Genomic DNA, 15,997 nt, shown 5'->3' with positions numbered 1-15,997 from the left:
TGACGTAGCATTACCTCGGGTAACCTTACTCCAGAGTAAGCACGGAGTGGGCGCCCGCGCGAGCCTGCGCCCGAGCGCATCCGACCGAGCTGGGAGCTGAACCATGGCCGACCGCTATCTGAGCCTCACCGGCACCGCGCCCGGCCGCTTCCTGACCCGGCGGCTCGGCCTGCCCCAGCCGGCGCGGCTACGCCGGTGGAGCGCCGAAAACCCCTCCCTGCAGGGCCGGTTGCTGCATCTCGCAGCCGGCAAATCCGACCTCGACCTGGCACCCGTCCTCGCCCTCGCGGGGCTGGACCTGGACCTCGTACCAGCCGGTTCGGCACTGGACCTGGGCACGGAGAACCCGGTCGCCGTCGTCTTCGACGCCACCGGCGTCCGTGACGTCGACACCCTCTCCGAAGTGCACGCGGCGCTCCACCCCGTCGTCCGGTCGGTCGCCGAGAGCGGGCGGATCGTGGTGCTCGGGTCGCCCCCGGACCCCACCGACCACCACCAGGCCGCCGTGCAGCAGGGCCTCGAAGGGTTCGTCCGGTCCCTCGGCAAGGAGATCGGGCGGGGCAGGACCGTGAACCTCGTACGGCTCACGGACGCGCGCGCCGCGGAGTCGACGTTCCGCTTCCTGCTCTCGCCCCGGTCGGCGTACGTCAGCGGGCAGGTGATCGAGGTCGGTGACGGTGAGGCCGGGAACGTGGCACCCGCGGACTGGGGCACACCGCTCGCCGGACGGACCGCGCTCGTCACCGGGGCCGCGCGCGGGATCGGCGAGGCCGTCGCCGCGACGCTCGCGCGGGACGGGGCGCGGGTGGTGTGCCTGGACGTGCCCGCCGCCGAGGCCGACCTGGCCGCGGTCGCCGGGCGGCTCGGCGGGGTCGCCCTCGCGCTGGACATCACGGCGGACGACGCGGGGGCGCGGATCGCCGGCGCGCTGCCCGAAGGGCTGGACGTCCTCGTCCACAACGCGGGCATCACGCGGGACCGGCGGCTGGTCAACATGCCGGCCGAGCGGTGGAGTTCGGTGCTCGACGTCAACCTCGGCAGTGTGCTGCGCACGACCGACGCGCTGCTGGCCGGTGGCACGCTCCGGGCGGGCGGGCGCATCGTGATGACCGCGTCCATCGCCGGGATCGCGGGGAACGCCGGCCAGACGAACTACGCGGCGTCCAAGGCGGGGATCGTGGGGCTCGTACGGTCGCTCGGGCCGCGGGCGCTGTCGGAGTACGGGGTGACCGTGAACGCCGTCGCGCCCGGGTTCATCGAGACGCGGATGACGGCCGCGGTGCCGTTGTTCATCCGGGAGGCGGGGCGGCGGATGAACTCCCTCTCCCAGGGTGGGGTGCCGGTGGATGTCGCCGAGACGACGGCGTGGTTCGCGAGTCCGGGGTCCGGGGCGGTCAATGGGCAGGTTGTGCGGGTGTGCGGGCAGAGTCTGTTGGGGGCGTGAGGGGTTCGTTTCACGGTGCGGGCCCGGTGGGGGCTGGTCGCGCAGTTCCCCGCGCCCCTTGAAAGCACCGCTGTCGAGTGCGGGTGCGCTGTGGCTGATCGCGCCGTTCCCCGCGCCCCCTAAAAGCACCGTCGTCGGGTGCGGGTGCGCTGTGGCTGGTCGCGCAGTTCCCCGCGCCCCTTGAAAGCACCGTTGCCGGGTGCGGGTGCGTCGTGGCTGATCGCGCCGTTCCCCGCGCCCCTGAAAAGCGGCGCTGTCTGGGGCGGGTGCGTCGTCGCTGATCGCGCCGTTCCCCGCGCCCCTGAAAAGCAGGCCGTTGTCGGGTGCGGGTGCGTCGTGGCTGATCGCGCCGTTCCCCGCGCCCCTGAAAAGCAGGCCGTTGTCGGGTGCGGGTGCGTCGTCGCTGATCGCGCCGTTCCCCGCGCCCCTGAAAAGCGGCGCTGTCTGGGGCGGGTGCGTCGTGGCTCGGCGCGTCGTGCTCCGCGTTCCTCAAGGGCGCAGCCCTTGGCTTTTAGGGGCGCGGGGAACTGCGCGGCCGGCCCCCGCCGGGCCCGCACCCGACAGTGGCCCCCGAGCACAACCCCGTTGCGGAAGAGGAGAGTTGGACATGGCTGACCTGGTGGATGTCGGGAACGGCGGGACCCGGACGCGGACCCTCGGGCGGTCGCCGGCGTTGTGGCCCCTGCTCGCCCGGGGAGCGGCGCTCTCCCCGTTCAAGCGCCCTCGGACCGGGATCACCGCACCCCGCACCCGGCTGATCCTCCCCGGCGTCCGGGTGGACCTCGGCAGGCTCGCCGCGTACGAGCGCGCCTGCGGGTTCGGCGTGGGGGCGGACGAGCTGCCCCCGACCTACCCGCACGTGCTCGGCTTCCCCGCGGCCATGCGGCTGATGAGCGCGCGGACGTTCCCGCTGCCGCTGCTCGGGCTGGTGCACACGTCCATCGGGATCACCCGGCACCGGGCGCTCACGGCCACCGGCGAGTACGAACTCGCCGTGAGCGTCGACGCCTTGGTGCCCCACAGGCGCGGGACGGAGGCCGTCGTCACGACCGAGGTACGGGCGGCCGGCGACCTCGTGTGGGAGTCCCGCAGTACGTATCTGGCACGGCACGCCGTCGCGCGGCCCGCGGAAGACGGACGCGCTGCCGAGCGGGCCGCCGCGGCGGAGCCCGAGCCGCTGCCCGTGCTCGCCGAGTGGCGTCTCGCGCAGGACGTCGGACGGCGGTACGGGTCCGCGTCCGGGGACCGCAATCCGATCCACCTCCACCCCCTCACCGCCCGCATGTTCGGCTTCCCCCGGACCGTCGCGCACGGCATGTGGACCGTGGCGCGCTGCCTCGCCGAACGCGGCACACCCCAAGCGGCCCGTATCCGGGCGGAGTTCAAGGCACCGGTGCTGCTGCCGGGCACGGTGTCGTACGGGGCGGGCAGCAGCCGTTTCGAGCTGCGCGGGGCCGACGGCGGCCGGCTGCATCTGACGGGGGAAGTGCTGCCGCTCACCTGATCAGGGCGCAGCGCCCTCCGGTGCGGGTGCGGTCTCCGGGGCCTGCGCCCACGGCTGCCCCTCCATCAGGTCGCCCAGGCCCGCCCACGCGAAGTTCATCAGGGTCGCGGCGGCCTGCCGGGCGGAGACTCCCGGGGTGGCGTTGGCCCAGGCGGCGAGGGATTCCGCGGCGCCGACGAGGGCTTCCGCGAGGCCCGCGACCTCACGCTCGGGCAGGGAGGGGTCGCGGTGGGCCTCCCGCGCGGCGACCACGATCAGCTGGGTGACGAACGCCACGATCTCCTCGCGCATCGAGGTGATCTCGGCGGCGAAGGGCTCCCCGTGCGTACGCGCCTGACGGTGCAGCACCGCCCAGCCGTCCGGGTTCTGCGCGGTGTGTGTGAAGAACGCCCGCAGGCCTTCCCAGAGTTGGCGGTCGGCGGGCAGCTCGGGCCGGACTCCGGCGCGTACGGCCGCGGTGAGCGCGGCGGCCTCACGCCGGATGCACGCGGTGAAGAGGTCTTCCTTGCTGTTCAGGTACAGGTAGACCAACGGCTTGGACACGCCCGCCAGATCGGCGATCTCGTCCATCGAGGCGGCCCGGTAGCCCCGCTGCCCGAAGGTCCGTACGGCGGCGTCCAGCATCTGCTGTTCGCGCACGGCACGGGGCATCCGCTTGCTCTTCACTGCACCCATACAGGAAAGAGTATGTTCTGCGGGCGGTCGCGCCGGGGCGAGGTGGCGTCGCAGCGGAGCCGGGGTGCGGCCCGCCGTCGCCTTCAGGCCGTCCGGCTCCGGGCGCCGGACACGTCGCCGGACACCTCGCCCGGCGTCTCGCCGGACGTCGTGACCGAGGCCGCGTCGGCCGCCTCGTCCTCCTGGTTGCGGTTCGCCTCCAGGTTGGACTTCATACGGTCGACGCGCTGGACGACCTGGATCGAGGCGCGGTCGCGCTCCTTGCGCAGCACCACGAAGCTGATGGGCGCCGAGACGACCAGGGCGAGCATGACGACCCACATGCCGTTCGAGTCGCCGAGGCCGCGCGGAGCGACGCCGGAGTAGACGAGGCCCCAGACGACCACGAGGCAGCCCACGAAGATCCCCAGGCGCATCAGTGTGTAGCGGAGCATCTCAATCCACTCTTCCCGTTCCGAACGTTCCCAAAGGGCACCGTCCAGTGAAGCACGCGCGGGCCGCGATCTTGTAGGGGGGTACCGGGGTACGCGCCCCCGCCGGCCTCAGTCGACGCGGCCCAGGGACAGCAGCATCGTGACGTCGTCCCGGTCGTCGCCCGGCGACACCCTGATCGCGTCCGGTACGCGGCCGACCTCCTTGTAGCCGCACGATCCGTAGAACCGCTCCAGGCCCTCACCGCCCCGGCAGGTGAGCCGTATCGCCTCTATGCCGTCGAGACCGCGGGCGGCGTCGGCGGCGGCCGTGAGCAGGTCACGGCCGTAGCCCTTGCCCTGGTGTCTCGGGTGCACCATCACCGTGTACAGCCACAGCCAGTGCGTCATCAGGCGGTGGGTGTTGTGGGTGAGGAAGGCGGTCGCCGCGACGGTTCCGTCCTCGTCGCGGCCGACCAGGAGCCGGGTGCGGCCCTCGGCCATCGCGACGAAGTGCTTCACGAGCTCCGGCCGTACGGTCTCGCGCGAGACGGGCGGTACGAAGCCGACGGAGCCGCCCGCATTGGACACGTCGGCCCACAGGTCGGTGATGCCGTCCCGCAGGGCGGGGCCGACGGAGGGGTCGAGCTCGAACGTAAGGGCCATGAGGGCAGATTACTTATTACCTGGCCCGTGACTCAAGTGGCTGCCGTGACGAGGGCCGCGCGACCCCGCACGCGACCTCGCACCACCCTCTCGCGACCGTCGCGCGACCCTCACCGCCGCCGCGGGCGAGGTCGGGGTCACACCGCGTCGCGGGCGCGGCCCAGACGGAGCGCCGAGGCCAGGAAGAAGAGGCCGCCGAGGAAGGCGTAACCGGCGAGGCTCGACAGCGAGGCGTCGTCGCCGGCGGCCGAGGCGATGAAGGACGAGCCCGCGAGGGTCGAGATGGCGCCGCTGACGATCATCGGCCACTGGCCGCCCAGCTTCCGGCGGAGGGCGCCCGCGACGAGCTGCACGATGCCCGAGACGACGGCCCAGGCTCCCCAGACCCGCAGGACGGCCGGGATGCCGGACGTGGCGGCGACGGCCAGGCCGATGACGGTCAGCGAGCTGATCGCGATGTTCACGAGCAGCGCCGGAGCCTTACCGCCGTTGGCCCGGGCGGCCCGGAGGTCCACGACCGCCGCCGCCACGTCGAACAGGGGGTACAGCAGGAGCAGCGTCACGCTCACCGGCCCCAGCGTGTCGGCACTCGTGAACAGCAGGGCGGCCCACACCGCGGCGAAGGCGAAGCGCACGAAGTACAGCTTGCGCAGGGCCGCGGGGACGGTGGCCGGGGTGGAGGCGGAGGCGGGGGCGGTCCCGACGAAGGGGTCCACGGGGGAGTTCACGGAGGTGTCCACAGCAATGCCTTTCAAGACGTCACAGAGATGAGGGAGGACGTTCGGTCACATCACAGCTAAAGGCAGCCGGCGGCCACTGTCAAGACCGAACGTTCTATCTCATCGAAAGGACGTAGGGAACGGCGCAATCTTTTCGCCCCTCAGGGGCGCGGGGAACGGCGCGCCCAGCCCTCACGCACCCGCAGAAGAACGCGGAGGCGAGGGGCTGGGCGGGGGCCTGGGGGCGGCAGCCCCCAGGGTCGGCGGAGCAGCCCCCAGGGTCGGCGCCGGCCAGAAATCAGAACCGCATGGGCTGGGGCGACTCCCGCCGCCCCGCGGGTGCGGCCTCGTACTCGCGAATGATCTCGTACCGGGTGTTGCGCTCCACCGGCCGGAACCCCGCATCGCGGATCAGGTCGAGCAGATCCTCACGCGTGAGCTTGTTCGGCGTGCCGTAGTTGTCCGCGTCGTGCGTGATCTTGTACTCGACGACCGACCCGTCCATGTCGTCCGCGCCGTGCTGCAGCGCGAGCTGCGCGGTCTGGACGCCGTGCATGACCCAGAAGACCTTGACGTGCGGCACGTTGTCGAAGAGCAGCCGCGAGACCGCGAAGGTCTTCAGGGCCTCCGCGCCGGTCGCCATCTGCGTACGGGCCTGCAGCCGATTGCGTACCTTCCCGTCCTTCATGTCGACGAAGTCGTGCTGGTAGCGCAGCGGGATGAAGACCTGGAAACCGCCGGTCTCGTCCTGCAGCTCACGCAGCCGCAGGACGTGGTCGACCCGGTGGCGGGGCTCCTCGATGTGCCCGTACAGCATCGTGCACGGGGTCTTGAGACCCTTCTCGTGCGCGAGGCGGTGGATGCGCGACCAGTCCTCCCAGTGGGTGCGGTGGTCGACGATGTGCTGGCGGACCTCCCAGTCGAAGATCTCCGCGCCGCCGCCGGTGAGGGATTCGAGGCCCGCGTCGATCAGCTCGTCGAGGATCTCGGAGGCGCTGAGCCCGGAGATCGTCTCGAAGTGGTGGATCTCGGTGGCGGTGAAGGCCTTCAGGGAGACGTTCGGAAGGGCCTTCTTCAGTTCACTCAAGGACCGCGGGTAGTAGCGCCACGGCAGGTTCGGGTGGAGCCCGTTGACGATGTGCAGTTCGGTGAGGTTCTCGCCCTCCATCGCCTTGGCGAGCTTGACCGCCTCCTCGATACGCATCGTGTACGCGTCCTTCTCGCCCGGCTTGCGCTGGAACGAGCAGTAGGCGCACGACGCGGTGCACACGTTCGTCATGTTGAGGTGGCGGTTGACGTTGAAGTGGACGACGTCACCGTTCTTGCGGGTGCGCACCTCGTGGGCGAGCCCGCCCAGCCAGGCCAGGTCGTCCGACTCGTAGAGCGCGATGCCGTCCTCGCGGGTCAGCCGCTCACCGGCCCGGACCTTGTCCTCCAGCTCGCGCTTGAGCCCGACGTCCATGCGTGTACCTCTCCTTGTGACCTGCGCCTATTCGTGTCAACCGCTCAACCGTACTCCGGCGCCCCTACTGCTCCTCCTCGGGCAGCTCGCCCACCCGGTTCTCCCACTTCGTGGAGAGCACGATGGTGGTACGGGTCCTGGAGACGCCCTTCGTCCCGGACAGCCGGCGGATGGTCCGCTCCAGGCCGTCCACGTCGGACGCGCGGACCTTGAGCATGTAGGAGTCGTCGCCGGCGATGAACCAGCAGTCCTCGATCTCGCCGAGGTCCTTCATCCGGCGTGCCACGTCCTCGTGGTCGGCGGCGTCGGAGAGGGAGATGCCGATGAGGGCGATGACGCCGAGTCCGAGCGAGGCCGAGTCGACCGTCGCGCGGTAGCCGGTGATGACACCGGCCGCCTCCAGGCGGTTGATGCGGTCGGTGACGCTGGGCCCCGACAGTCCGACGAGGCGTCCCAGCTCCGCGTAGGAGGCCCGGCCGTTCTCCCTGAGAGCCTGGATGAGCTGCCTGTCCACCGCGTCCATGCGATCGATAGCCTTCCGCTGAAAGTTCCTGAAGTATGAGTGGGTAGCGCTGTGTTCAGGTGGTGCGGGAGCCGCCGCCGAGTTCGCCCTCCCAGCGGCGGTAGAGCGTGTGCCCGACGCCCGCCGCGTCCAGCGCGCGCCCGGCGACGAAGTCCACCAGGTCCTGGATGTGCGTGGCCCCCGCGTAGAACGCCGGGGACGCCGGCAGTACGGTCGCGCCCGCGTCGTCGAGGGTCACCAGGTGCCGCAGCGTCTGCCCGTTCAGCGGGGTCTCCCTGACGGCGACGACCAGCTTGCGCCGCTCCTTGAGGACGACGCTCGCGGCGCGCTGCAGCAGGTCCTTGGAGAGGCCGAGCGCGACCCCGGCGACACAGGCGGTGGAGGCGGGCACGATGAGCATGCCCTTCGAAGGGTACGAACCGGAGGACGGCCCCGCCGCCAGGTCCCCCGCGCTCCAGTGCCGTACGGCGTCGACGTCCACCGCGAACGTGCCGGGCTTGCCGTCGGCCCCCCGGCCGAGCCACTCCCGCAGGTCGTCCTGCCAGTGGGCGTCCCGGAAACTGATCCCGGTCTCGTCGAGCAGGGTGAGCCGCGAGGCCCGGGAGACGACGAGGTCGACGCTCTCACCGGCCGCGAGGAGAGCACGCAGCACGGCGGCGGCATACGGCGTTCCGGACGCGCCGGAGACCCCCACGATCCAAGGCCGACGCTCTGTTTCTCCTGCGTTCACACCTTGAGCCTACCGGCGCGACGCCACCGGCTCAGGACCGGTGGCGCGCCTTCGGGCCCACGGGCGGCCGGGCGGTGCGCCGACGCCCCCGCTCCCGTCGGGAAAGCCCGCGCCCGCCGGGCCGGCGCGGGCCGGGCCGAAACGTGCCGCCGGTCAGACCGTGAGGCCCCGCACCAGCAGGTCCAGCAGCGCGCACGCGAACAGGGCGATGCCGATGAATCCGTTGACCTGGAAGAACGCCCGGTTCAGCCGGGACAGGTCGGTCGGGCGGACGATCGTGTGCTCGTACAGGAAGGCGGCTGCCACGATCAGCAGTCCCAGCCAGAAAAAGATCTCCGCGTCGGTGGCCAGCGCGTACCAGACCAGGAGGCCGGTCGTCACGGCGTGGCAGCCGCGCGCGCCCCAGATCGCGGCCGGTACGCCGAAGCGCGCCGGGACCGACTTCACGCCGACCTCGCGGTCCGTGCGCACGTCCTGGCAGGCGTAGATCAGGTCGAAGCCGCCGATCCAGATGCCGACCGCGAGGCCGAGGATCACGGCGTCCCACGACCACTCGCCGGTGATCGCCAGCCAGCCGCCGATCGGGCCCATCGCCTGGGCGAGACCCAGGATGGCCTGCGGAAAGTTCGTGAACCGCTTGCCGTACGGGTAGACCACCATCGGGATCACCGCGACGGGGGCCAGCGCCAGACAGAGCGGGTTGAGCAGGGCCGCCGCGCCGAGGAAGAACACGAGGGCCACCAGCGCGCCCGTCCAGGCGTGCTTGACCGACATCGCGCCGGTGACCAGCTCACGCTGGGCCGTACGGGGATTGCGGGCGTCGATCTCCCGGTCGATGATCCGGTTCACGGCCATCGCGAAGGTCCGCAGCCCGACCATCGCCACGGTGACGAGGAGCAGCCGGCCCCACTGGATGTTGCCGTCCGTCAGGAACATCGCCGTCAGCGCCGCGATGTACGCGAACGGCAGCGCGAAGACGGAGTGCTCGATCATGACGAGCCGCAGGAACGCCTTCGTGCGCCCGGGCTGCGGGATCGCCGCTGATGCGCTGCTCACGAGAGTCCGTACTCCTTCCAGCGGCGGTCGACCTTCGCCGCCGTATCCGGGTCCGAGAGGACCATCTCGGGCCAGCCGCCGTCGCGTGTGTAGCCCTCCTCGGGCCACTTGCGTGTGGCGTCGATGCCCGCCTTGCCGCCCCAGAACTGCTGGTAGGAGGCATGGTCGAGGTGGTCGACCGGGCCCTCGACCACGGTGAGGTCGCGGGAGTAGTCCGTGTTGCCCAGCGCGCGCCACGCGACCTCGTGCAGGTCGTGGACGTCGCAGTCGGAGTCGACGATCACGATCAGTTTGGTCAGGGACATCATGTGGGCGCCCCAGACGGCGTGCATCACCTTCTGGGCGTGCTTCGGGTACTTCTTGTCGATCGCGACGATCGCGCAGTTGTGGAAACCGCCCGCCTCGGGGAGGTGGTAGTCCACGATGTCCGGCACGATGATCTTGAGGAGCGGGAGGAAGAAGCGTTCCGTCGCGCGGCCCAGCGGACCGTCCTCCGTGGGCGGGCGGCCGACCACGATCGACTGGATCAGCGGACGCTTGCGCATCGTGACGCAGTCGATGGTGAGCGCCGGGAACGGTTCCTGCGGTGTGTAGAAGCCGGTGTGGTCGCCGAAGGGGCCCTCGGGAAGCATCTCGCCCGGCTCCAGCCAGCCCTCGATGACGACCTCGGCCTGCGCGGGCACCTGGAGCGGCACCGTCTTGCAGTCGACCATCTCGATCCGCTTGCCCTGGAGGAACCCGGCGAAGAGGTACTCGTCGATGTCTCCGGGCAGCGGCGCGGTGGAGGCGTACGTCACGGCCGGCGGGCAGCCGAAGGCGATCGCGACCGGCAGCCGCTCGCCGCGGCGCGCGGCCACCGCGTAGTGGTTGCGGCTGTCCTTGTGGATCTGCCAGTGCATGCCGATGGTGCGCTTGTCGTGGCGCTGCAGGCGGTAGAGCCCGAGGTTGCGGATGCCGGACTCGGGGTCCTTGGTGTGGGTCAGCCCGAGATTGAAGAAGGACCCGCCGTCCTGCGGCCAGGTGAAGAGCGCCGGCAGCAGGTCGAGGTCGACGTCGTCGCCGGTGAGCACGACCTCCTGGACAGGGGCGTTGTCCGACTTCACCTTCTTCGGCGGTACGTGCGTCATGGCGCCGAGCTTCCCGAAGGCCTCGCGCACCCCGACGAAGCCCTGCGGCAGCTCGGGTTTCAGCAGTCCGCCGATCTTCTCGCTGATCTCGGCGTACGACTTCAGGCCGAGCGCCTTGAGCAGGCGGCGGTCCGTCCCGAAGACGTTCATCGCCAGCGGCATCGCCGAGCCGCGCACGTTCTCGAAGAGCAGCGCGGGGCCGCCCGCCTTCTGGACGCGGTCGACGATCTCCCCGACCTCCAGGTACGGGTCCACCTCGGCCTTGATGCGCTGGAGGTCGCCCTCGCGCTCCAGCGCCCGGAGCAGGGAGCGAAGATCGTCGTAAGCCATGCGTCCCAGTATCGGCTACTCGCTACGCTGGTCCTGTAAGGGGGGCCGCTCGACCGGCCCCGACGGCCACGGGTTCTTCCGGACCCGTCTCCGTACGCGTCTCCACAGCAGGGGGAACCACCGCATGCTTCGGGTGCTGATGATCCTGGTGCCGCTGGCACTCAGCATCTACGCCTTCATCGACTGCATCACGACCGATGAGAAGGACGTCCGCTACATCCCGAAGCCGCTCTGGGCGATCCTCGTGCTGCTGTTCCCGCTCGTCGGCTCGATCTCCTGGCTGATCGTCGGCCGGGTCCGCACCCCGCGTGACGCCTCCTCGTCCCGCCGGGGCGGCTGGGTCGCGCCCGACGACAACCCCGACTTCCTCAAGTCCCTCAGGGACGAGAACAAGGACGACGGCAAGGACAAGGGCGAACGCGACGGGAGGGGCAGCGGCAAGGACGACACCGGCGGCGAGGGTCCCGAGGACGCCGCTCCGCCGAAGTCCTGACCGAAATCTTGAGCGAAGTCCTGACCGGGGGCGGGCGCCGGGGGCCGCGCCGGGATCAGCTCCCGGCGGACGCGGCCAGCCGGTAGAACGCCTGCGTGGTCCGGGGGTGGGCCATCTCGTCCAGCAGGTGCCGCCATTCGAGATCGTGATCGTCGCAGGCGCCGGAGTGCGCGTCGTCCCAGGCGGCGAGCAGCGGGGCGAGTTCGCTCTCGGGGGTCGCGCGGACATCGGTCACGACGGCAGTGGTCGCGAGGCCGGTGATCGGACCGGAGGTCGTGGAGATGTTCATGGCGGTTCCTTCCGGGCGGCGGGGCGGCTGTCGGTCGAGGTTCCTGGCTTCAGTTCGCGGTTGAAGTTCTTGGTTGAAGTTCGGACCGAACTTCCCCTTGGACTTCCTGAGTTCAACTCTGCCGCCGTCCGCCCGCCGTCGCCATGAAGCGACCTACCAGACCCGGGGTGGGGCCAGCCCCACCCCGGGCATGCGGCCGGCGCCCGGCACCCGGCGTCCACCGCACCACGCCTGACATACCGTCACTGAGGGCTCTTGGAAGGTGACTTCGGGGTCGGCGTCGGTTCCGTCGTCGGCTTCTCGGTCGGTACCGCGACGGGTGCCGACGAGTCCGCGGGCGGCTTGCTGGGGGCCGCCGCGGACGGACCGGTCGACGCGTCGGGGCTCGCGGCCGGGGGCGCCTCGGTGGCCTCGGCCGCCGGGGTGGGCCTGTCGGACTCACCGGCCCCGGTCGACGGCGACGGCGTGGGCGAGGCCGCAGGAGGACCGCTCGTGGACGGCGGGGCGAGGGGGACCGTCGGGGTCACGGGCCGGTCGGGCGCCGCCAGCCGCACCGGCAGGGCCACGAGCGCCGTGACGGCGCACAGCAGGCCGGCCCCGGCCGCGGCACGGAGCAGCCGGCGCCGGGCCGCGCCGCGCCGGATCGCCTCGTACCGGCCGGGGGGCGGGCCGAGGTAGTCGGAGGCGGGCCGCAGGATGACGGCGAGGGGATCGTCGGGTTCGAAGTCCGGGCCGTCGTCAGAGTGTGTGATCAACGCTTCTCCTCAGATGGGCGCGGAGCAGTTCACGGGCCGCGTGGAGATCGGCCTTGACGGTTCCTTCCTTGCGCCCGGTCAGCACGGACACCTCCCGGATCGGCATGTCGGCGTAGTAGTGCAGCAGGATCGGGACGCGCAGCCGTTCCGGCAGCGACTGTACGAGCAGGCGCACCGACGGGTCCGCCTGTTCGGTCTCCGGGCGGACGGCGGCCTCGGCCGTCGCACGGCGCACCGCCCTGCGTTCGCGCTCCAGTTTGCGCCAGTGGTCCCGGACGATGTTCGCCGCGGTCACGTAGAGGAAGCCGCGGGGTTCGGCCACGGCGGTCCAGCGGGCCCAGAGCCGGGTGAACGCCTCCGAGGCGATCTCGTGGGCCGTCTCGTCGTCGTCGACCAGTCGGCGGCACCAGCCGGCGAGGCGCGGGTAGAGGGCGGCGAACAGCTCGGACGCTGCCTGCTCGCGGGACCGTTTCAACGCTCTCCAGGTCGTGACGACTGTAGGGGTCGTGCACCCGGAAGGATCCCGGACCGTCGGCGTACGGTTCCGACGGCCCGGGATTCAGGGGTGCGGGTGGTGCGGGTGGTACTGGTGATACTGGTGGTGTGACTTCGGCGTGGGCGGCGCGGGTGGCGTGGGCGGCGCGGGTGGCGCGGGTCAGGAACCCCCCGGGCCGCTCTGACTCAGCTCCGCGAAGACGATCACGCTGTCGCGGTAGCCGTCACCGCTGCGGGGGCCGCCGCACGTGATGAGCCGCAGCTCGGGCCGGCCCACGTCCCCGTACACGTCCTTGGTCGGGAACCGCGCCTGCGCGACCGTCCGTACCTCGCTGACGGTGAACTCCGCCGCCGTGCCGTTCTCCAGCCGCGCCTCGATCCGGTCGCCCCGCCGCAGCCGCTTGAGATCGAGGAACACGCCGTCCCCGTACCTGCCGACCGTGACATGGCCGAGGATCACCGACGGGCCGACCTGGCCGGGCGTCGGCGAATGGCGGTACCAGCCCGCCCGGTCGCCGGCCTCGACCGGAGGCACCTCGACGCTGCCGTCCGGGGCGAGCCCCAGCTTCATGACCGGGGTGTCGACCCCGATGGCCGGGATACGCAGCCCGACGGGCACCGAGCGGGCGAGGGCGCGCACGTTCTTCCCGGCGGAGCTCGCGGGCGGTGCCGAACTCTCGCGGCCGCGGTCGGTGACGGCGCCGTCGCGCACGCCACCCCCTCCTCCGCCGCAGCCCACGAGCAGGGTGGCCATCGCCGCGGTGACGAAGGCGCGCCTGGACGGCCAAGTCACGCCCCGGTCGCCCGACGGCGGCGTACGACGTAGACGGCCGCGCCGCCCAGCGCGACCGCCGCGGCGGCGCCCCCGCCGATCAGACCGCTCTCGCCGCCGGACGTCGAACCGGTCGACACCTCACCGGTGTCGGGCGCTCCGCTCGGTACGGCGGACACCTCGGCGTCCGAGGGTGCCTTGGACGGCGCCTCGGTGGGCGCGGTGCTCGGCTCGGTGGCCGGCTTGCTCTCGGCCGGGGCCGGGGCCTTCGTCGGTTCGGCGCTCGGCTTCGCCGAGGCGGGGACGGGGCTCGGGGACGACCCGTCGGCGAACGCGGGCACCGTGCTCGCCAGCACGGCGGTGCACGCGAGTGCCAGGGCGCTGAGGACAGTTCGGCGCATGTGTGCTCTCTCTCATCGGTCCGTCCGCACGGTGGTACGGCGGACGGCTGCGTTGCGGATGGCGAGCGGAGAGACGAGGCAGCGGCGGACCGGGTTGTAAAGAGCAGGCAAAGTCCTCGAACGGGTACGGCACCGGCACACACCAGCCCCACCGCCTGCCGCCTCGCTCTAGGCTTGGCCGGCATTCGGCGGGCCTGGCCGGGGGCGCCTCGGGGACGGGGCGGCAGGGCGGCCGGGCGGGGAGGAGCGAAACGCGCGTGATCCGGGTTCAGGCAGCAGGGGACGACGAGGCACCGGTCCGCAACCCCGTGAAGGCCGTGTCCGCCGGAGCCGCATACGTGAGAGCCATACCGGCCGACGCCCTGCTCGCCGCCCTCGCGGCCGTGGACGTGGGACTCCAGCTCGACGACTACAACCCGCTCGAACTGGCCCTCTCGGCCGCCGCCTGCGCCGCGCTCGTCGTGCGGCGGCGCTTCCCCCTGGCGGTGTTCCTGCTGTCACTGCCCGCCGCGCTGTTCTCGTCGGTCGTGGTGGTCCCGCTCGCCGCCCTCTACACCCTCGCCGAACGCAGCCGGGACCGGCGGCTGCTCGTCGGCTGCGCCATCGCGTCGGCGCTGGCCTCCGCGCTGCCGTGGCCGCTGTCGGAGTACACGCGGGACGACCGCTTCTGGACGTTCGTGGACTTCGTCTATCTCCTGGCGACGGCCGCCGCGCCGGTCTTCCTGGGCCAGTTGGTGCAGGCCAGCCGTGACGCCGCCGACCGGCTTGCCGAGGTCGAGGAGGCCCGGGAGCACGAGCGCCTCATGCACGCGCAGAGCGTCGTGGCCCGCGAACGGGCTCAGCTGGCGCGGGAGATGCACGATGTCGTCTCCCACCAGGTCAGCCTCATCGCCGTACGGGCCGGGGCTCTCCAGGTGGGCGCGAAGGACGCCGAGACACGCGAGGCCGCCCGTGCGATCCGCGGGCTGAGCGTGACCACCCTCGACGAACTGCGGCACATGGTCGCGCTGTTACGTGCCTCGGGCGGCCGTACGCCCGAACCGGCGGCGCAGCCGACCCTGGCCGACCTCCGGCAGCTGATCGACTCCAGCGGTATCGAGGTGACGCTGAGGGGCGAACTGCCGTCCGGCATCGGGGCACCGGCCGAGCGCGCGGTCTACCGGACCGTGCAGGAGGCCCTGACGAACGTACGCAAGCACGCGCCCGGCGCCACCACGACGGTATGCCTGTGGCACGGCGGCGACGGACTGGGCGTCACCGTCATCAACACCCCACCGACCCGCCCCGTACTCGAACTGCCCGGCTCACGGGTCGGGTTGATAGGCCTCGGCGAACGGGCGGAGAACCTCGCGGGCTCCTTCGAGGCCGGCCCCACGGCCGACGGCGGCTACGGAGTCCGCCTGCGCCTGCCCCCCACAACCGACTGAGCCGCCGACATCGATCACCTCGTCCTCGCCGGACCCCCGCCGGATCCCCGCCGGAGGGGCAACGGCATCAACCCGGTTGACGCGTTGTCGGCCCACGCGCTTGCCTGCTGTGATGACCGACCTTCGTATCGAGCACGTCGACGCCGTCTCCGAGGGCGCTCTGGAGGACTGGCGGCACGTCCACAACGTGATCGTCCCGCCGGCCGCGCTGTCCTTGGCCGAGGTCCGCGACCGGGCCGGGCGGTACCACCTGGAGGTGGCGTACCTCGACGGCGTACTGGTGGGCTGTACGACGGTCCGGCCGCCGGAGGGCGAAGGGGCCGCGGCCACCGTGATCGCCCGCGTGCTCCCCGGCCATCGCCGCCGGGGGTTCGGCGAGCGGCTCCACGTACGGGGGCTGGCGCTGGCCCGCGCGCTCGGCGCCACGACGGTCGAGACCGTCGTGCTGGCCGCCAACGCGGAGGGGTTGCGGTTCGCGCTGGCCCACGGGTATGCCGAGTTCGACCGCTACACCCTGCCGGGTGGCAGCGACCTGTGGATCGATCTGCGGCTGAGTGGGGGCTGACCGCGCCGTTCCCCGCGCCCCTCAAACACCGCGTTCACCTGCGGGCCGGTGGGGGTGGGCCGCGCAGTTCCCCGCGCCCCCAAAAAACCACAAGCCTGCGCAGTTCCCCGCGCCCCTAAAGACCAAAAGCTCGCGCCGTTCCCCGCGCCCCTGG

The 15,997-nt window shown here is 71.8% G+C and carries 19 protein-coding genes; 5 read left to right on the top strand and 14 right to left on the bottom strand.

Translation table 11 applies throughout. The annotated features are described in order from the left end of the window. Nucleotides 1-103 precede the first annotated feature (103 nt). Nucleotides 104-1,444, top strand: a complete 1,341-nt coding sequence (locus ACFWGJ_RS02170) for a 3-oxoacyl-ACP reductase (protein WP_387320328.1) — start codon at nt 104-106, stop codon at nt 1,442-1,444. A gap of 607 nt (nt 1,445-2,051) precedes the next feature. Then, nucleotides 2,052-2,948, top strand: coding sequence for a MaoC/PaaZ C-terminal domain-containing protein (locus ACFWGJ_RS02165; RefSeq protein WP_387320327.1), 897 nt, complete (start codon nt 2,052-2,054; stop codon nt 2,946-2,948). Here ACFWGJ_RS02165 and ACFWGJ_RS02160 read toward each other — a convergent pair whose 3' ends face one another. The 9 genes from ACFWGJ_RS02160 to ACFWGJ_RS02120 form a co-directional block, all read right to left on the bottom strand. After that, nucleotides 2,949-3,623 (bottom strand): TetR/AcrR family transcriptional regulator, encoded by a 675-nt coding sequence (locus ACFWGJ_RS02160; RefSeq protein ID WP_381832943.1) that lies wholly within the window; start codon nt 3,621-3,623, stop codon nt 2,949-2,951. It abuts the gene before it with no gap. An 83-nt stretch (nt 3,624-3,706) separates the two neighbouring features. Next, nucleotides 3,707-4,057 carry a DUF4229 domain-containing protein gene (locus ACFWGJ_RS02155; RefSeq protein WP_381832940.1) on the bottom strand — a complete coding sequence of 117 codons (351 nt, stop codon included), beginning with the start codon at nt 4,055-4,057 and terminating at the stop codon, nt 3,707-3,709. A 108-nt stretch (nt 4,058-4,165) separates the two neighbouring features. Next, nucleotides 4,166-4,699 carry a GNAT family N-acetyltransferase gene (locus ACFWGJ_RS02150; protein WP_387320325.1) on the bottom strand — a complete coding sequence of 178 codons (534 nt, stop codon included), beginning with the start codon at nt 4,697-4,699 and terminating at the stop codon, nt 4,166-4,168. Between the two features lie 137 nt (nt 4,700-4,836). Then, nucleotides 4,837-5,415, bottom strand: a complete 579-nt coding sequence (locus tag ACFWGJ_RS02145) for a hypothetical protein (protein WP_387320369.1) — start codon at nt 5,413-5,415, stop codon at nt 4,837-4,839. A 301-nt stretch (nt 5,416-5,716) separates the two neighbouring features. Next, nucleotides 5,717-6,880, bottom strand: a complete 1,164-nt coding sequence (gene mqnE, locus ACFWGJ_RS02140) for an aminofutalosine synthase MqnE (RefSeq protein ID WP_107020871.1) — start codon at nt 6,878-6,880, stop codon at nt 5,717-5,719. A gap of 64 nt (nt 6,881-6,944) precedes the next feature. After that, nucleotides 6,945-7,403: an Lrp/AsnC family transcriptional regulator gene (locus ACFWGJ_RS02135; RefSeq protein ID WP_210881899.1), complete on the bottom strand. Its 459-nt coding sequence runs from the start codon at nt 7,401-7,403 to the stop codon at nt 6,945-6,947. Nucleotides 7,404-7,458: 55 nt separating this feature from the next. Then, nucleotides 7,459-8,133: a UbiX family flavin prenyltransferase gene (locus ACFWGJ_RS02130; RefSeq protein WP_387320322.1), complete on the bottom strand. Its 675-nt coding sequence runs from the start codon at nt 8,131-8,133 to the stop codon at nt 7,459-7,461. A gap of 153 nt (nt 8,134-8,286) precedes the next feature. Further along, nucleotides 8,287-9,189, bottom strand: a complete 903-nt coding sequence (mqnP, locus tag ACFWGJ_RS02125; RefSeq protein WP_387320321.1) for a menaquinone biosynthesis prenyltransferase MqnP — start codon at nt 9,187-9,189, stop codon at nt 8,287-8,289. After that, nucleotides 9,186-10,646, bottom strand: a complete 1,461-nt coding sequence (locus ACFWGJ_RS02120) for a menaquinone biosynthesis decarboxylase (RefSeq protein WP_387320319.1) — start codon at nt 10,644-10,646, stop codon at nt 9,186-9,188. The genes mqnP and ACFWGJ_RS02120 overlap by 4 nt, the downstream gene beginning before the upstream one ends. A 124-nt stretch (nt 10,647-10,770) precedes the next feature. Here ACFWGJ_RS02120 and ACFWGJ_RS02115 point away from each other — a divergent pair, with 124 nt between their 5' ends. Beyond that, nucleotides 10,771-11,139: a PLD nuclease N-terminal domain-containing protein gene (locus tag ACFWGJ_RS02115; protein WP_387320318.1), complete on the top strand. Its 369-nt coding sequence runs from the start codon at nt 10,771-10,773 to the stop codon at nt 11,137-11,139. 55 nt (nt 11,140-11,194) lie between these two features. Here the strand turns inward: ACFWGJ_RS02115 and ACFWGJ_RS02110 are convergent, their stop codons facing one another. From ACFWGJ_RS02110 to ACFWGJ_RS02090, 5 genes are all read right to left on the bottom strand, one after another. Beyond that, entirely contained in the window at nt 11,195-11,428 is a 234-nt protein-coding gene (locus ACFWGJ_RS02110) for a hypothetical protein (protein ID WP_387320316.1), read from the bottom strand. A 242-nt stretch (nt 11,429-11,670) separates the two neighbouring features. Beyond that, on the bottom strand, nt 11,671-12,183 hold the full coding sequence (locus ACFWGJ_RS02105) for a hypothetical protein (RefSeq protein ID WP_387320315.1): 513 nt from the start codon (nt 12,181-12,183) through the stop codon (nt 11,671-11,673). After that, nucleotides 12,167-12,658: an RNA polymerase sigma factor gene (locus ACFWGJ_RS02100; protein ID WP_387320313.1), complete on the bottom strand. Its 492-nt coding sequence runs from the start codon at nt 12,656-12,658 to the stop codon at nt 12,167-12,169. Before ACFWGJ_RS02100 ends, ACFWGJ_RS02105 begins: the two co-directional genes overlap by 17 nt. Nucleotides 12,659-12,838: 180 nt before the next feature. Then, entirely contained in the window at nt 12,839-13,432 is a 594-nt protein-coding gene (locus ACFWGJ_RS02095; protein WP_381834088.1) for a class F sortase, read from the bottom strand. A gap of 35 nt (nt 13,433-13,467) precedes the next feature. Further along, nucleotides 13,468-13,851, bottom strand: a complete 384-nt coding sequence (locus tag ACFWGJ_RS02090) for a sortase-dependent protein (protein ID WP_387320312.1) — start codon at nt 13,849-13,851, stop codon at nt 13,468-13,470. A 317-nt stretch (nt 13,852-14,168) separates the two neighbouring features. Between ACFWGJ_RS02090 and ACFWGJ_RS02085 the strand changes: the two genes are divergently transcribed. Both ACFWGJ_RS02085 and ACFWGJ_RS02080 read left to right on the top strand, forming a co-directional pair. Next, nucleotides 14,169-15,278, top strand: a complete 1,110-nt coding sequence (locus ACFWGJ_RS02085; protein ID WP_387320368.1) for a sensor histidine kinase — start codon at nt 14,169-14,171, stop codon at nt 15,276-15,278. 112 nt (nt 15,279-15,390) lie between these two features. After that, nucleotides 15,391-15,843, top strand: a complete 453-nt coding sequence (locus ACFWGJ_RS02080) for a GNAT family N-acetyltransferase (RefSeq protein WP_381832982.1) — start codon at nt 15,391-15,393, stop codon at nt 15,841-15,843. Nucleotides 15,844-15,997: the final 154 nt, after the last annotated feature.

Origin of the sequence: Streptomyces sp. NPDC060205 (genome assembly GCF_042728395.1) — a bacterium.
Classification (GTDB): Bacteria; Actinomycetota; Actinomycetes; order Streptomycetales; family Streptomycetaceae; genus Streptomyces.
This window is presented reverse-complemented; position numbering and strand designations above follow the sequence as displayed.

What these genes read in the sequence shown, in the direction of transcription:
- mqnE (WP_107020871.1), bottom strand. Translation starts at nt 6,880, where the DNA reads ATGGACGTCGGGCTCAAGCGCGAGCTGGAGGACAAGGTCCGGGCCGGT.
- ACFWGJ_RS02080 (WP_381832982.1), top strand. Translation starts at nt 15,391, where the DNA reads ATGACCGACCTTCGTATCGAGCACGTCGACGCCGTCTCCGAGGGCGCT.
- ACFWGJ_RS02120 (WP_387320319.1), bottom strand. Translation starts at nt 10,646, where the DNA reads ATGGCTTACGACGATCTTCGCTCCCTGCTCCGGGCGCTGGAGCGCGAG.
- ACFWGJ_RS02160 (WP_381832943.1), bottom strand. Translation starts at nt 3,623, where the DNA reads ATGGGTGCAGTGAAGAGCAAGCGGATGCCCCGTGCCGTGCGCGAACAG.
- ACFWGJ_RS02090 (WP_387320312.1), bottom strand. Translation starts at nt 13,851, where the DNA reads ATGCGCCGAACTGTCCTCAGCGCCCTGGCACTCGCGTGCACCGCCGTG.
- ACFWGJ_RS02155 (WP_381832940.1), bottom strand. Translation starts at nt 4,057, where the DNA reads ATGCTCCGCTACACACTGATGCGCCTGGGGATCTTCGTGGGCTGCCTC.
- ACFWGJ_RS02095 (WP_381834088.1), bottom strand. Translation starts at nt 13,432, where the DNA reads ATGGCCACCCTGCTCGTGGGCTGCGGCGGAGGAGGGGGTGGCGTGCGC.
- ACFWGJ_RS02115 (WP_387320318.1), top strand. Translation starts at nt 10,771, where the DNA reads ATGCTTCGGGTGCTGATGATCCTGGTGCCGCTGGCACTCAGCATCTAC.
- ACFWGJ_RS02135 (WP_210881899.1), bottom strand. Translation starts at nt 7,403, where the DNA reads ATGGACGCGGTGGACAGGCAGCTCATCCAGGCTCTCAGGGAGAACGGC.
- ACFWGJ_RS02170 (WP_387320328.1), top strand. Translation starts at nt 104, where the DNA reads ATGGCCGACCGCTATCTGAGCCTCACCGGCACCGCGCCCGGCCGCTTC.
- ACFWGJ_RS02165 (WP_387320327.1), top strand. Translation starts at nt 2,052, where the DNA reads ATGGCTGACCTGGTGGATGTCGGGAACGGCGGGACCCGGACGCGGACC.
- ACFWGJ_RS02110 (WP_387320316.1), bottom strand. Translation starts at nt 11,428, where the DNA reads ATGAACATCTCCACGACCTCCGGTCCGATCACCGGCCTCGCGACCACT.
- ACFWGJ_RS02150 (WP_387320325.1), bottom strand. Translation starts at nt 4,699, where the DNA reads ATGGCCCTTACGTTCGAGCTCGACCCCTCCGTCGGCCCCGCCCTGCGG.